General features: G+C 68.3%; 12 protein-coding genes and 2 pseudogenes. 3 read left to right on the top strand and 11 right to left on the bottom strand.

Annotation, left to right across the window (positions count from 1 at the left end; all coding sequences use genetic code 11):
- Position 1: 1 nt before the first annotated feature.
- The 7 genes and pseudogenes from NG1_RS11170 to NG1_RS39010 form a co-directional block, all read right to left on the bottom strand.
- Positions 2–1,255 (bottom strand): FAD-dependent oxidoreductase, encoded by a 1,254-nt coding sequence (locus NG1_RS11170; protein WP_062969979.1) that lies wholly within the window; start codon positions 1,253–1,255, stop codon positions 2–4.
- Positions 1,243–2,169, bottom strand: a complete 927-nt coding sequence (locus NG1_RS11175; protein WP_062969980.1) for an MBL fold metallo-hydrolase — start codon at positions 2,167–2,169, stop codon at positions 1,243–1,245. Before NG1_RS11175 ends, NG1_RS11170 begins: the two co-directional genes overlap by 13 nt.
- Positions 2,166–3,104: an aromatase/cyclase gene (locus NG1_RS11180; protein WP_062969981.1), complete on the bottom strand. Its 939-nt coding sequence runs from the start codon at positions 3,102–3,104 to the stop codon at positions 2,166–2,168. The genes NG1_RS11175 and NG1_RS11180 overlap by 4 nt, the downstream gene beginning before the upstream one ends.
- Complete coding sequence (locus NG1_RS11185; protein ID WP_062969982.1) at positions 3,101–3,355, bottom strand: acyl carrier protein; 255 nt, start codon at positions 3,353–3,355, stop codon at positions 3,101–3,103. The genes NG1_RS11180 and NG1_RS11185 overlap by 4 nt, the downstream gene beginning before the upstream one ends.
- Positions 3,352–4,590, bottom strand: a complete 1,239-nt coding sequence (locus NG1_RS11190) for a ketosynthase chain-length factor (protein ID WP_062969983.1) — start codon at positions 4,588–4,590, stop codon at positions 3,352–3,354. The genes NG1_RS11185 and NG1_RS11190 overlap by 4 nt, the downstream gene beginning before the upstream one ends.
- Positions 4,587–5,747, bottom strand: coding sequence for a beta-ketoacyl-[acyl-carrier-protein] synthase family protein (locus NG1_RS11195; protein ID WP_369691010.1), 1,161 nt, complete (start codon positions 5,745–5,747; stop codon positions 4,587–4,589). Before NG1_RS11195 ends, NG1_RS11190 begins: the two co-directional genes overlap by 4 nt.
- A 58-nt stretch (positions 5,748–5,805) precedes the next feature.
- Positions 5,806–5,856, bottom strand: a pseudogene (locus tag NG1_RS39010) (hypothetical protein); the annotation flags it as partial.
- Between the two features lie 199 nt (positions 5,857–6,055).
- On the opposite strand from NG1_RS39010, the gene accD reads away from it, so the two are divergent.
- On the top strand, positions 6,056–7,744 hold the full coding sequence (gene accD / locus NG1_RS11200) for an acetyl-CoA carboxylase, carboxyltransferase subunit beta (RefSeq protein ID WP_062970108.1): 1,689 nt from the start codon (positions 6,056–6,058) through the stop codon (positions 7,742–7,744).
- Positions 7,745–7,754: 10 nt separating this feature from the next.
- Positions 7,755–8,705: pseudogene (locus tag NG1_RS11205) on the top strand (ATP-binding protein); the annotation flags it as partial.
- Here the strand turns inward: NG1_RS11205 and NG1_RS39015 are convergent.
- Both NG1_RS39015 and NG1_RS11210 read right to left on the bottom strand, forming a co-directional pair.
- Entirely contained in the window at positions 8,689–9,048 is a 360-nt protein-coding gene (locus NG1_RS39015; protein ID WP_084498858.1) for an AfsR/SARP family transcriptional regulator, read from the bottom strand. The pseudogene NG1_RS11205 and the gene NG1_RS39015 sit on opposite strands and share 17 nt — an antisense overlap.
- A gap of 279 nt (positions 9,049–9,327) precedes the next feature.
- On the bottom strand, positions 9,328–9,594 hold the full coding sequence (locus tag NG1_RS11210) for a hypothetical protein (RefSeq protein WP_062969984.1): 267 nt from the start codon (positions 9,592–9,594) through the stop codon (positions 9,328–9,330).
- Positions 9,595–10,237: 643 nt separating this feature from the next.
- Between NG1_RS11210 and NG1_RS11215 the strand changes: the two genes are divergently transcribed.
- Positions 10,238–10,786 carry a hypothetical protein gene (locus NG1_RS11215; RefSeq protein ID WP_062969985.1) on the top strand — a complete coding sequence of 183 codons (549 nt, stop codon included), beginning with the start codon at positions 10,238–10,240 and terminating at the stop codon, positions 10,784–10,786.
- A 217-nt stretch (positions 10,787–11,003) separates the two neighbouring features.
- On the opposite strand, the gene NG1_RS11220 is transcribed toward NG1_RS11215, so the two are convergent.
- Entirely contained in the window at positions 11,004–12,569 is a 1,566-nt protein-coding gene (locus NG1_RS11220) for an aminotransferase class V-fold PLP-dependent enzyme (protein WP_217275351.1), read from the bottom strand.
- Between the two features lie 663 nt (positions 12,570–13,232).
- Complete coding sequence (locus tag NG1_RS11225; RefSeq protein ID WP_062969987.1) at positions 13,233–14,852, bottom strand: MFS transporter; 1,620 nt, start codon at positions 14,850–14,852, stop codon at positions 13,233–13,235.
- Between the last annotated feature and the right edge of the window lie 147 nt (positions 14,853–14,999).

Below are 14,999 nucleotides of genomic sequence, written 5' to 3' on the forward strand. Positions count from 1 at the left end.
ATCAGTTCTCCCTGAGTTTGGTCAGCGCCGTGACGGTTCCGGTCGCGGGCGGCACCGGCTCGGGGCGGATGCCGAGGCCGATCACCCTGGCCACCAGCCGGGGCAGGCGCGGGAAGCGGCGCAGCAGCCGGACCAGCAGCGGTCTGTCGGTCCCCGGTCGTCCCGCGCTTGGGTAGAGGTCGGCCAGAAGGTGCAACTGCGCGAATTGCACCACGCGCATGGGGAATTCGCGGCGGCGCTGAACGGCGCGCAGCTGCGCTGTGGACGCGGTCGCGCCCGCGGCGAGGATCGGCGCCAGCAGGCGAGCGGTCGCGATGGCGTCCTGCACCGCCAGATTGATTCCCACCCCGCCCGCCGGGGACATCGCGTGCGCCGCGTCCCCGATCGCCAGCAGCCCCGGGCGATACCAGCGGCGCAGCCGATCCACCCGGACGTCGAGTGGTTTCACGTCGTCCCAGTCCAGGATCTCCGCGTCCAGACGCGGCGCGAGCACGGGATAGATGGCGGACAGGTCCGCACGGAACCGCGCCGGCCCCGCCTCTCGGATCGTCGCGAAGCCGCCCTTCGGGATCATGTACGCGACCTGCAGATAGTCGCCGCGATCGATGCAGACGATGAAGAATCCCTTTCCGCTTCGCACGGTGGGCAGGCGCTCGCCCTCCGGCTTGCCGACCCGGAACCAGAGCACGTCCATGGGCGCCGAGCCCGCGGCGACCTCGAGCAGCCCCGACCGGCGCACGATCGAATGCCGCCCGTCGGCGGCGATCACCAGGTCGGCGGCGACCTCCAAGGGGCCATCGGCCGACCTCGCGCGTACGCCTGCCACCGCGCCGTCGCGCTGGATCAGCTCGGTGACCTCCGCTTCCTGCACCAGCCGGAAGCCGGGGTAGCGGCGGCCCGCCTCGGCGAGGAAATTCAGCACGTCCCACTGCGGCATGAACGCCACGAACGGATAGGGCCCGGGCAGCGCGCTGAAGTCGGCGAACACCACCGGACCTGCGGCGGTCGCCATCGGCAGCTGGGCCGATTCGACGTGCGGCAGCGCCAGGAACTCCTCGGCCAAGCCGAGCTCGTTCATCGCGAGCAGCGTCGAGGTGTGCACGGTGTCGCCCCGGAAATCCCGCAGGAAGTCCGGATGCTTCTCCAGCACGAGCACCTCGACGCCGGAGCGGGCCAGCAGCAGCCCTGCCATCAGTCCGGCGGGGCCGCCGCCGATCACGCAGACCCGCGCGGATGCGGTGGTCACGCCAGGCATGTCGGCACCTGCCCGCCGTTGTAGAGCACCATTTCGTCGAAGATCGCCAGCACGTCCAGCGGCTCGCCCAGCCGGCCGCCGGACAACTCCGCATCGGCGCGATACAGGTTGCCGACCAACCGCTCCTGATCGACCAGTTCGGCGAACTCACCGTGGTCGGCCTCCAGCGCGATCGCCAGCGGCGTCAGCCCGAGTGCGCGTCCCTCCGCGGCCAGGTCCTGCACCCAGCGCAGGTACCGCAGCGTCTGGTCGAAGATCTCCGGCCCGGTGACGGGGCCGTGTCCGGCGACAACCGTCTCCGCCCCCAGCGCGGCCAGCCGCCGCACCGCGGTGATCGCACCGCTGACCGATCCCATCAGGCAGAACGGCGCCGCGCCCGCCATCACCAGGTCTCCGGCGAACAGCACGCGCTCCTCGGGCAGCCACGCCACCACGTCGTTGGTGGTGTGCGCGGCGGTGCCGAAATGGATGAGTTCCACCCGGCGCTCGCCCCGGTGCAAGGTCAGGTGATAACTGAAGGTGATGCTCGGCAACGTGACCCGCACATCGCCCCATTCGACGTCCGGCCACAGCTTCGTCAGCGCCAGGCCGGTCTCGATCATCTCCGGCCGGATCCGGTCGTGGCCGACGACGACGGCGGCCGGTCCGAACAAGTGATTGCCGAAGTTGTGATCGCCGTGGTGATGGGTGTTCACGATGGTGCGGGCCGGGCCCGTACCCAGCCTGTCGACGAACTCGACGAGTGCCCGGGTGCGCCCCTCCGTCGCCAGCGTGTCGATCACCACCACGCCGTCCGGCCCGGTCAGCACACCGGCGTTGCTGACGCACCAGCCGCCGCGGCTGTGTGTGTAGGCGTAGACGCCGTCGGCGATCTCCTGCACGCGCGGTGTCGCGGTCGTCTCGGTGGCGGTCATGTCGGTGACTTCGTCGTCGCGGCATAGCGTTCCGCGCACCGCAGGGTGTTTCGGCTGTTACCGGACAGCGCCTCGGTGAGGTATGCCCGGGCGTCGGCGAGATCGGTGTTCGCGCCGAGGATCTCGCGCGCGGCCCCGGGATGGATCGCGACCGTGTGCCGCGCGGTCACCACCGCGCCGTCCGGTCCGTCGGCGAACTCCCACGCACCGCTGTGGCCGAACAGGATCGCGGGCGGCACCAGTTGTTTGTAATCGATTCGTTCGCCGGGAACGCACACCCGGATCGATTTCGTCGTGTGCGGGATCTCGCCGGCCGTCACCGTGTCCATCTCCATCAGCTGCACGCCCTCGGCGTCCTCGGTGAGCTCGATGCGGCCCACATGCGGCACCTGCTCGGGCCAGCGTTCGCTGTGGTAGACGAAGTCGTACGCCTCGTCTGCCGAACATTCCAACGTCACGGTGTCCTCGAAGGTGTGGATCACCTCGTCCACCGGGTAGCCGAGCTCGGCGATGCGCGCCAGCGCGGCGAGTTCGACCACGCTGTTGCGATCGACCGACGCGGCGACCTGCGCGGCATCGGCCCCGTCCACCACGGTGAAGTGGTGGTCCAAGGTCACCTTCGTCGTGCCGGGGCCGATCTGGCGGAACGACCAGCCGCCGCCCATCGACGCGATCGGCGCCTGACTGCGTTCCTGCTCGAAGGCGATGCGGCGCTGCCCGGCGTCCAGCACCCGCCGCGACGTCCAGTTCTTCACCGCGCCGCCGACCGTCGCCCACAGCCGGAAGCGCTCCTCGTCCGGCCCGCGGTGCAGGTGGCGCACCAGCACACTCGGCTCGAAGATCACCGGCCACCTGGTCACGTCGGCGACCAGCCGGTAGACGACGTCCGGGGCCGCCTGCACCACCCTGGTGTGGGACATCACTTCGGCATTCATGCCGCACCTTGCAGTTGGGCGTTCACGATGTCGACCAGCTCTTGCGGCGTCTTGACCTCGATGAGTTCTTCCTCCGGGATCGTCACGCCGAAGTCGCGCTGGATCCGCGCCGCGGTCTCGATGAGCGCGAGCGAGTCGTAGCCCAGCTCCTCGAATTCCACGGCGGCGATGTCGCCGCCGAGTTCGGCGAGGTCTTCGCCGCCCGCGCAGTCCACCAGAATTCGGCGTAGTTCGGTGATGGTGATGGTCATGATTCGCTCCTCGGCAGATCTCGATCGGACACGGCGCGCACGACGACCGCGGAGTTGAAACCCCAGCGCCCGCGTGCCAGGACGAGCGCGCCGCCGACGGTGGCGGAGCGCGGGGAACCGAGGACCAGGTCGATCCGGTAGTCCTCGGCGAGCGTGGCGGTGTGGGCGGTCGGCGGTATCACCGAGTCGCGCATCGCCAGCAGCGCGGTGACGACGTCGAGCGGACCCGCGCCGGAGAACAGGCGTCCGGTCAGCGGTTTCGACGCGGTGACCGGAACGCCGCCCGGCCCGAACAACGCCTCGATGGCGGCGGCCTCGTCGCGGTCGCGATCGGGTATGCCGGAGGCGTCGGCGAACACCACGTCGATGTCACCGGGCGTCATCCCGGCGTCGGACAGCGCGAGTTCGGCGGCACGGCGCAGGCCCGACGGCCTGCGGGAACCGGGCGGCGGGTCGAAGGTCGAGGCGTACCCCGCGATCTCGCCGTGCACCTTGGGCACGCCACGGGCGCGCGCGGCGGCGGCGTCCTCGACTACCAGCATCGCGCCGCCCTCACCGGGCACGTATCCGGCCGCGCGGGCGTCGAACGGCAGATAGGCGTGGTCAGGGTCGATCGCGGTGCTCACACCACCGCTGGACAGATGCGAAGCCCAGCCCCATGGATCCAGCGCCGAATCGACGCCTCCGGTGACCACCAGCGGCGTTCCGCGCCGCACGGTGCGCCGCGCGTGGCCGATCGCGTCCAATCCGCCCGCCTGCTCGGCGACCAAGGCGCTGCTCGGCCCGCGCATGCCGTGCCGGATGGAGATCTGGCCGGTGTTGACCGCGTAGAACCAAGCGAAGGACTCGTACACGCTGACGTGCTCGGAGCCGAGCGACCACAGCTTGTTGAACTCCCGATGGGTGAATTCGAAGCCGCCGGAGGCGTTCCCGGTCACCACGCCCATGTCGTAGTCGGTCAGCGTCGCCGTATCGACCTTCGCGTCGTCCAGCGCCCACTGCGCGGAGACCAGCGCCATCCGGGTCGAGACGTCCGTCTGCGGCAGCAGCCGGCTCGGCAGGTGCTCACCGGCGTCGAAATCGGCCACCTGTCCGGCCAGGCGCGCCGACGAGCCGCCGACGTCGAACCGGGTGAGCGGCGCGATCCCGCCGCGCCCGGCCAGCACGGCGTCCCAGAAACGCTCCACGCCCATGCCGTTCGGCGCGAGCACCCCCATTCCGGTCACGAGGATCATGCCGCCACCGCCTCCGCCTTGCGCAGCACCATCGCGCTCTGAAAGCCGCCGAACCCGCTGCCCACCGTGAGCACGGTGTCCATCCGGTGGTCGCGGGCGGTCAGCGGCACGTAGTCCAGATCGCATTCGGGGTCGGGTTCGTGCAGGTTCGCCGTCGGCGGCACCACCTGGTATTCCAGCGCCAGCAGCGAGGCGGCGATCTCGACCGAGCCGATCGCGCCGAGCGAGTGTCCCACCATCGACTTGATCGAGCTCATCGGCGTGGCGTAGGCGTGCGCGCCGAGACTGCGCTTCACCGCGGCGGTTTCGTGCCGGTCGTTCTGCCTGGTGCCGGAGCCGTGCGCGTTGATGTAGTGCACGCCGGTCGGGTCGATCCTGGATTCGTCGAGTGCGACCCGGATCGCCTCGGCCATCTCACGGCCATCGGCCTTGAGTCCCGTCATGTGGTAGGCGTTGCACCTGGTCGCGTATCCGGAGATCTCGGCGTAGATATGCGCGCCTCGCTTGCGCGCGCTCTCGTACTCCTCCAGCACGAAGAGCGCGGCGCCCTCGGCGAGCACGAACCCGTTGCGTGAGTTGTCGAACGGCCGCGAGGCCGACTCCGCGTCGTCGTTGCGCGGGGTGGTCGCCTTGATCGCGTCGAAGCAGGCCACCACGATCGGCGTGATGGGTGTGTCCGCCGCGCCCGCCACCATGACGTCGGCGGAGCCCTCGCGGATCAGCTGCACCGCGTGGCCGACCGAGTCCAGTCCCGACGTGCATCCGTTGGAGACCATCGCCACCGGCCCCTCCGCGCCGACGCTCCAGGCCACCTCGGCGGGCATCACGCTGGGAATCATGTAGTCGAACATGTGCGGGGAGAGATACGTCTGGTCGACCAGCCAGTTCTTCCCGGAATCCGACAGCACCAGGTATTCGCGCTCCAGGCTGGTGGCCGCGGCGACCGCACTGCCGAGGCTCACGCCGAGCCGGTGCGGATCGACCGCCGCGAGGTCGAGCCCGCTGTCGGCCACCGCCTCCCGCGCACAGACCACGGCGAACTGCACCGCCCGGTCCATGCGCCGGATCTCCCTGGGAGACAATCCTTCCCGCACCGGGTCGAAGTCCGCTTCGCCGGCTACCCGGGACCGGTACGGCGAAGCGTCGAAGAACGAGATCCGGCGTGTCGCGGTGCGGCCTTCGGGACAGCAGCTTCCAGAACTCGTCCTTACCCGACCCGCCGGGCGCGCGGACGCCGAGCCCGGTGACGACAACGCGGCGGCTCATCGCGCACCACCGGATGCGTTGGTGTTCATGGCGTTCTCCCTTCGATGCTGCGATCGAGCATCGACGACGGCCCTCGAACCTCGCTCGAGCGAGCGAGTCGAGTTGTTCTCGAGCGGTGCGGCGCAGGCTGTCCGGTGTGATCGCCCGGCCGGCGCCGCCCGGATCGATCACCCGTTCCCGAGCACAGGAGACACGCGTGATGAAGTCAGCACACGGCCGAGACGGCGCCGCGGACTGGGTGCTCTGCCCGGCATGCCTGATCCCGCTGTACGGCAAGCGGTTCGCCCGCGACCTCGGCGTATGCGGAGAATGCGGCAGGCACACTCCGATCACCGCGCAGCAGCGCATCGGGCAGCTCGCCGACGAGGGGCGCTTCGAGCCGCTACCGGTCGCCGCCACCGACGAAGACCCGCTGACCTTCACCGACACCAAGCCCTACTCGGACCGGCTGGCCGCCGCGCGCGCCCGCACCGGCATGCACGACGCGGTGCTGTGCGCGCTGGCCACGATCGAGGGCAGGCCGGTTGTGATCGCCGCCATGGACTTCCGCTTCCTGGGCGGCAGCCTCGGCACCGCGGTCGGCGAGATGATCACCGCGGCGGCCGAAACCGCGCTGGCACGGCGTCTTCCGCTGATCATCGTCACCGCCTCGGGCGGCGCCAGGATGCAGGAGGGCCCGCTGTCGCTGATGCAGATGGCCAAGACCAGCGCGGCGCTGGAGCAGTTGGACCGGGCGGGCATTCTGACCGTCTCCCTGATCACCGACCCCACCTACGGCGGCGTGGCGGCCTCCTTCGCCACCCTCTCCGACGTGCTGATCGCCGAACCGGGCGCCCGGCTCGGGTTCGCCGGGCGGCGAGTGATCGAGCAGACCATCCGGCAGGAGCTGCCGCCGAAATTCCAGACCGCCGAATTCCTGCTGGAACGCGGCCTCATCGACATGATCGTGCCGCGCGCGGCCTTGCGCCAGGCGCTCGGCGCGCTGCTGCGGGCCGCGGGGCCGGTCGATCCCGCCGCAACCTTCGTCCCCGCGGACGCGGGCTCGATCACCGATCCGGCCCGCCTTCCCGCGACCGATCCGTGGACGCAGGTGCGCCGGGCTCGATCCCCGCAGCGGCCGACCGCATCGGACTACTTCGCACTCGCCTTCGACGAATTCCGCGAGTTGCGTGGCGACCGGATCTCCGGTGATTGCGCCGCGGTAGTCGGTGGAACGGCGTGGCTCGGCGGGCGGCCGGTCATGGTGATCGGCCACCAGAAAGGACACGATCCCAAGGAGTTGATGGAACGCAACTTCGGCATGCCGACCCCGGCCGGCTATCGCAAGGCGGCTCGGCTGATGCGGTTGGCCGAGAAACTCGGGCTGCCCGTCATCACTCTGATAGACACGCCCGGCGCGTATCCGGGCGCGACCGCCGAGGAGCAGGGGCAGGCGATCGTCATCGCGGAGAACATCCGGTTGATGTCCGCGCTGCGGGTGCCGGTGATCAGCGTGGTGATCGGCGAGGGCGGCAGCGGCGGAGCCCTGGCGCTCGGGGTGGCCAACCGGGTGCTGATGTTCGCCAACGGCACGTACTCGGTGATCAGCCCGGAGGGCTGCGCGGCGATCGTGTGGAACGATCCCGCCGCCGCGCCCGAGGCCGCCGCCGCGCTGTCGCTCACCGCGCGAGACCTGCTGCGTCTCGGTGTGGTCGACGCGGTGCTGCCCGAACCGGGCGACGACGTGGCCTCGGCCCCCGTGGCCGCGGCCGATCAGCTACACCGCGCCCTCGCCGCGACCCTCGGCGAACTGGCCGGGCGCGGGGGTGCGGAGCTGGCCGACGAGCGCCGCGCCCGGTTCCGGCGCTTCGGGGCGCGGCAGCAGGTCCTGGTCCGGTCGGTCGCGTAGGAGTGGCGCCATGTTCGAGAAGGTTCTGATCGCCAACCGCGGTGAGATCGCGTTGCGCGTCGCGCGCACCTGCCGCGAACTCGGCGTGCGCACCGTGGCGGTGCACTCGGTCGCCGACGCCGAGTCGGCGGTGGTGCGGTTCGCCGACGAGGCGGTGCAGATCGGCCCGTCCGCGGCCAAACGCAGTTATCTGAACGCCGCGGCGATCCTGGCCGCCGCCGAGCTCACCGGCGCCGACGCGATCCATCCCGGATACGGATTCCTCTCCGAGTCCCCGGATTTCGCCGACGCCTGCCGAGCGGCGGGCATCACGCTGATCGGGCCGCCCGCCGACGTGATGGCCGAACTCGGCGACAAGCAGTCGGCGCGCAGGCTGATGGCGAAGGCGGGACTGCCGCTACTGCCGGGCAGCCTCGATCCGCTGCAACTCGACGAGGCGCACGCGCTCGCGGATTCGATCGGCTATCCGGTGATCGTCAAAGCCGCCGCGGGCGGAGGCGGGCGCGGCATGCAGGTGGTGCACGAGAGCGCCGCGTTCCCGCGCGCCTATCAGGAGACCAGGGCGACGGCACGGATGCTGTTCGGCGACAGCCGGGTGTATCTGGAGAAGTACCTCGCCGCGGCCAGGCACGTCGAGATCCAAGTGCTGTGCGACGCCTACGGCAACGGTGTGCACCTGGGTGAACGCGACTGCTCGGTGCAGCGCAGGCATCAGAAATTGATCGAGGAATCGCCGGCGCCGCTGTTGCCGGACGGTCTGGCCGAGCGAATGGGCGCATCCGCCGTGCACGGTGTGCTCGAGGCCGGATATACCGGCGCGGGAACCGTGGAATTCCTGGTCGATCGCGACGGCAATTACTATTTCATGGAGGTGAACTGCCGAATTCAGGTCGAACACCCGGTGACCGAAATGGTGACGGGTATAGACCTCATCGCCGAACAGATCAGAGTCGCGGCGGGGCAACCGCTCGGCATCGCTCAGGAGGAAATCGTCCTTCGAACGAATAACCCTTGCTGCGCGTGCGCAGATATCGGCCGGCCACCTCCGCCTGCTCGACTCCGAGTTGCTCCGCCATCTTCTTTCGGATTCCGAGCACATATGTTTGCACGACCGTCACCGCGCTGCGCGGCGGATCGTCGTTCCACAGTTCTTCGATCAGGGCAGTCACCGGGACAACGGTGTCATGCCGAACCAAAAGTAATGCCAGCAACTGCCGCTGCTTCTGCGCAGTCGGCGTCGCGTTGTGATTATTCAGAGCAAGCGTCAATGGGCCTAGCACGCGAGCGCACACTGGATACTTCATTGGGAACTCTCCTACGGGCGAATTTCCCCCCGACCGACGTGAGATTTCGATTCCCACCGCGTTGTAGGCTGCGTCAGCAGTAGCGAGAAACCCGTATCGACGCCATGAATCCCAAGTAATATCGGAGTTAATTCCGCGCGCAGTCTCCCCGAATTCCCCTCACCCGCAAGGAGATTCGCCCGCTATTCGCTCAATCGGTACGGCGCGGCGAATTCATAGGATGTTGTCTTTGCGTGTGCCGGCGTGCCCTCCGGGCTCGGGTGCTCGCGCTCGACCTCCTCATCCACTTCCACCCTGCCATTCGGCCGGGTCGAGCGCGAGACCCGCGCGCACCTCGACCGTGGTCGGGAAATGCACGTCGATGGGTGGTTCCAGCACCCAGAAGGGCCATTGTGCGTACCCGACGATCAGCAGTAGCCCGCCGGGCGCCACCGCCTCAGCGGCCCGGCCCGGAATCCGCGTCCGTTCGCCGTCCCGCGCCGCCGGTGAGTGCAGATACTGCGCCGTGACGAGGTAGAAACTTTCCGAGGGGAAGGTGCGGTCCAAATCGTGCTGCTGTCGATCGATTTCACCGGAAAATTCGTGGTGGGCAGCGTTGGTCCTGGCGCGGGAGTCCGACTGGCGGCACGGCGAAGCGGTGTTCGGTGAGACGGCACCTGCCCGGGACGACCGTTCGACCGCGACAGCCGCACCTCCTGGAACTCCCTTGCCGAGAGCAACCCGGGGGTCGTAGGTGTGGCCATCGTCTTCTCCTTTCGAGACAGATGCGGGGTGTCGAATTCGATGACCCAGCCAGATTCCCAACCGCACCCGGATGCCGATTCACTCGTTCCGGGTGACGATCGACTCGCGAATGAACACCGCCCGTGCCGCGAACAGATGCAACACCGGGCGCCCGCCCACAGCGGTGGCCAAGGCTCCGTGCAGAGACCGGAGTCCGGCACCGCGGCTGCGCAGACCGGGCACGATCGGCCGAGCGCGGAGAGAGGTATAGCCAGTGTTGCTCGCCTCTGCCGCTCGTGTCGTACGGGGGTGAGACCGGACTGCGAGTTTGGCCTGGCCGGTGGTCGATTGCGTACGCGCGGTGCGTCTCCGCAACGCCGCAGGGCGTGGGGAACCGAATCCGCGGTCGGTAGCCGGTTAATGTCTCGATCGGACATCAGACAAGCAGGAACGACCAAGGAGACTCATGTTCACTCGATATCGCCTGGCCGGAGCTGTTGTTCTCGCAAGCGCGTCGCTCGGGGTGGTCCCGTTCGCCGCTCCGGGCGTCGCAGCGCCGCTCGTTGGCGCAACCGCGGCCCCCGTCATCACCTGCGCCGAACAGGGCACCGTGCACTGGGCCGGATCGGGGTTGGGCGCGATACCGTCGAAGATCGCGTGGACGGCTACCACCCGATTCACCGACTGCACGGGGTCTGCCGTCGACGAGGGGAAGCCGTACCCGGTAACCATGGACGAGCAGGGCTTCGAAGTCGCCTCGTGTGATGGGAAAGTCAGTGTCCACCAGGGCACCGGGACCATCACCTGGTCCGATGGCAGCACCAGCACGATCAGCAGCGCGGCCGCGGGCAATCAGAGCAAATCCAAGGGTTCGGGTCCGGCCTTGTTCCCGATCGTGATCGCATCGGGCACCTATGCGGGACATACCGCCTCCGACGACAACACCGTGAGCACCGCGCAGTCCTGCCCCGGCGTCACCGAAGCAGAGCTCACCGGCACGTTCACCGTCGACTGAACCAAGATAGGTGCGAACGCCGCCGAAGGGTGCTTCGGCGGCACACGCCACGCAGTGTCCAGCGCCGCTGTACCGAAATGCTCGATGGTGCTGGACGATTGGCTGCGCGTCGATGTACCGCTGCGTCCCACGCATACGACTCCCCGGCGACACTCGAACCGTTTGGCAATCGGGCCGACAACGAGACCGCCGGTCATCGTCGGCAGCGGTGGCCTGATCACCCGATCTCGGGCGAAACCGCATCGATCTGGTCACCGCGTCCGAGTCGGTGTCGTGCGATGCTCGCGTGTTCGGCTAGCAGCGCCCACGCGGCGGCGACGTGCTCGCGTCGGGTGGCAGTGCCGCCGATGGCAAGCCGGAGTGCGAATGCGCCACGAACCTTGGTGTGCGACAGGAACACTCGTCCGGTCGCGTTGACCGCATCGAGCAGTTCGTGATTCGCCGAATCGTCGCCGCGTAACCGGAAACAGACCAGCGACAGCGGATGCGGAGCCAGCACTTCGAAGCGCTCATCCGCTCTGACCCAGGAGGCGAACTGCTGGGCCAGTGCCACACTGTGCCGAATATGCTCGCGCAACCCGGCCGCACCGTACCAGCGGATCACCGCCCACAGCTTCAACGCCCGGAACCTACGCCCGACTGGCACTTGCCAATCCCGGTAGTCCACGACCGCACCCGATTCGCTCGCACCGTTGCGCAGGTATTCCGGCAGCACCGACAGCGCCTGGGTCAGAGCACCGCGATCGGCGACGTAGCAGGCGTCGAAGTCCAAGGCGGTGAGCAGCCATTTGTGCGGGTTGGTCGCATAGGAATCGGCGAACTCGGCCACGCCGGCGTGAATCCAGCGCAGCTCAGGACAGATCGCTGCGACGCCCGCGTACGCCGCGTCCACATGCAGCCAAGCGCCGTACTCGCGACAGACCGGGCCGATGAGTCCCACCGGATCTATCGCACCGGTAGACGTCGTGCCCACCGTCGCCATCACCAGCACGGGAGTGAACCCGAGACCCACGTCCTGTGCCATTGCGGCACGAAGTGCCTCCGGGTCCATCGACAAGTCGGCGCGGGTCTGGATGAAGCGCACCGCCGAGGAGCCCAGACCGGTGATGCGCGTGATCTTCTCGAAGCCGCAGTTGGCCTCGGTGGAGGTGTAGACGACGTAGCGGCCGCTGCCGATACCGTCGCGTGCCACCTGCCCGTCGGAGGCCCGGTGCAGCGCCGCGAGCAGCGTGACCAGCATCGCGGTGGAGGCGCCGTCCTGAACGACCCCGCCGCCGGTGCCGGCGAAGGTGAAGCGTTCGGGCAGGCCGATCAGCCCGGCGAGCCAGTCGAGGACATGCTGTTCCAATTCGGTACAGGCCGGGCTGGTCTGCCAGAGCATCCCCTGCACACCCAATCCGGAGGCGAGCAGATCGGCCAGCGCTGCCGGACCCGACGCACCCGTCGGGTAGTAGGCGAAGAAACCGGGATGCTGCCAATGGGTCAGGCCGGGCACGATGACGCGATCCATATCGTCGAGCAGGTCGGGAAACGGCTCGCCGGATTCCGGTGGCGATGCCGGCAGTTGCGCACGTACCGCACCGGGCGGCACCGTCGACAACACCGGCAGCGACTCCACCCGCTCCCAGTAGTCGGCCACCCAATCCACCACCGCGCGACCATGTTCCCGAAACTCCGCCGCGGTCATATGCCCAGGCGGCGCAGCGTCGACGGGGTGCGCGCCTGGGGCGCAGGACGCGCTCACGTCCTGGTGGGTGTGCAGCTCTGGAGGGGTGGTCGACACAGGCAAAGGTTAGAGGGCAGCGCACCGATCAGTGCCGATGCGGCGGCAAAGCGTGTCGCTCGGATGAATCAAGCGACGAGACCCACTCGAGTACCAGTCCGAGCTTCGCTCGTCGGGCTTCTGGGTCCTCGGCAGGATCTTCCGCTTGATCGCCTTACTGGTTCCGGTCATTGCCCCTCCTGCGATCGGGCGCGCTGGAATCCGGCTGGGTCGCACAAGCCCGCGTGGTGCCACGCATTCGTGAACCGAGGCCTACAGTGTTAGCCGCATGGCGGCTAACACGGTGGGTCGGTCCGTGAGCGCGCCGTAGCCGCACAGCATCCCCACCAGCTGACCCGGTTCGCTGATCCGGCAAGGCCGCTCCACGCACTCCCAAGCCGTGCCTTCGGAAGAGCGAACTCGGCGTGCCCGAGCCGGCCGCGGACATAGCGCGCCTTGTACCGCCAGCCGACGGCGTGGATCGATCGGCGACCGGTATTCGGTGGACCTGGAGCGTTCCGCTCCAATCTGTCAAGCCTTGTCCGCCTTCTCCCAGCTGAGGCTCGGGAATTCACCGTTATCGTCCGGGAGTTCACCAATGGTGCGGTGGTCGCCGGGCGCGACGCGCGTAGGGGAATTCGGTGGCCGCCGGTGATTCTCGCGTGCCTGCTCCCGACTCGCTCCTCATGGCTCGAGCTTTTCCTTATATGCGAGGAGCACTGAATCCCCAGCGGGTTTCCACGGCAGGAAGATGGCGATCGCAACCGCGAGCAACAGTGACGCCGAAACCGTCACGTAGGACGCGAGCGCGAATCCCTCCATGGACGCGGATTTCATTGCGTAGATCAGATCGGCCTTCGGTCGGGCGAAAGCGGGGTCGGTGGGGCGATTGACCATTTCCAGGACGGCGATGACGGATTCGCGAGCGAAGCTCTTCTCGTTCGGGGTCATCAGGAAGTCTGGGATGGCGTCGATGCGCGGGCCGACCTCGGTCGTATACACCGACGCCACGATCGATCCGAGCACCGCGACGCCGAGAGTTCCGCCCGCCTCGCGAGTGGTGTCGTTGACCGCCGAACCGGCTCCCGCTTCGTCGAGTGCCACCGAGGACATGATCGATTCCGTTGCCGGGCCTTGCACGATCGCCAGCCCCAAGCCCATCAGTACCATCGAGACGAGCACAGGACCCACATACGGTGTCTCCACCTTCACCTGCCCGGCGATGAACATCCCCACGCTCATCACCACCAGACCGGAAACGATCACGGCGGTGGTGCCGACCTTCTGGGCGATCAGCGTCGCCAGTGGGGCGCCGACGGCGATGGACGCGGCGAACGGCAGCGAGTGCAAACCGAATTGCAGCGGCGACAGCTCCATCACTCCCTGGAAGTACTGGGTGATCATGAACAAGAACCCGAACATGCAGAAGTAGGCGACCGCGATCGCCGCCGCGGGCAACGAGAACCGCCGGACCCGGAACAGGTTCATGTTCAGCACGGGAGCGGCGGTGCGCATCTCCCACCGGACGAACACCGCGAAGCAGACCACCGAGATGACGAAGCCCACCAGGCTGATCGGGGAAAGCCAGCCTTGATGCGGGGCCTCGATGATGGTCCATACCAAGGCGGTAATGCTCACCAGCGACAGGGCGATGCCGACGACGTCGAGCCTGCCGACATGCACGCCCTTCGACTCCGGGACCAGGAGGCGGGCAAGAACCAGAATGGCGGTGGCCACGGGAACGTTGACCCAGAAGACCGAATGCCAGGAGAAGTGCTCGAGTAGCCAGCCGCCGGCGGTGGGCCCGATCGCGATGGCGAACCCGGCCATCGCCGTCCACGCCGCGATAGCGATCGCCCGGTCCCTGACGTCGGTGAAGATGTTGATGATCATCGCCAGGGTCGCTGGGAACACCGCGGCGGCGAACACCCCCATCGCGGCGCGGGCGGCGATCACCTGGCCGAGGTCGGTCGCCAAGGCGCCACCCAGCGACATCACCGCGACTCCGGCCAGACCGAGCATCATCACCTTGCGTCGGCCGTAGCGATCTCCGAGGTGACCGAATGCCAGCAGCAGGCCCGCGAAGGTGAGTGTGTAGGCGTCGACCACCCACTGCAACCCGCTGAAGCCGGCGTGCAATTGCACTCCCAGTGATGGCAACGCCACATTGACGACGGTGTTGTCGAGCACCACGAGCAGTTCCGCGAGGCAGATGACGACCAGCACCGGCCACCGGGCCCGCACCCTCGGGTCTGGGGTGTCCACTGTCGGTTCGGGTAGTTCTGCAACAGATGAGTGGGGCATAGGAAATCGACTCCTCGTCATTGCGATAGGGCCGGCTCGGAAGGGGTGGCTGTCGGCCCGACCGGCACGGTGGTCCGACAACCGCGGGCCGGCGGCCACTGTGGTGCTGGCGGCGGCGGCTCAATTCCGCGACAGCACCGGCCTTGC

It is taken from the genome of Nocardia gamkensis NBRC 108242 (assembly GCF_001612985.1).
GTDB classification, from domain to species: domain Bacteria; phylum Actinomycetota; class Actinomycetes; order Mycobacteriales; family Mycobacteriaceae; genus Nocardia; species Nocardia gamkensis.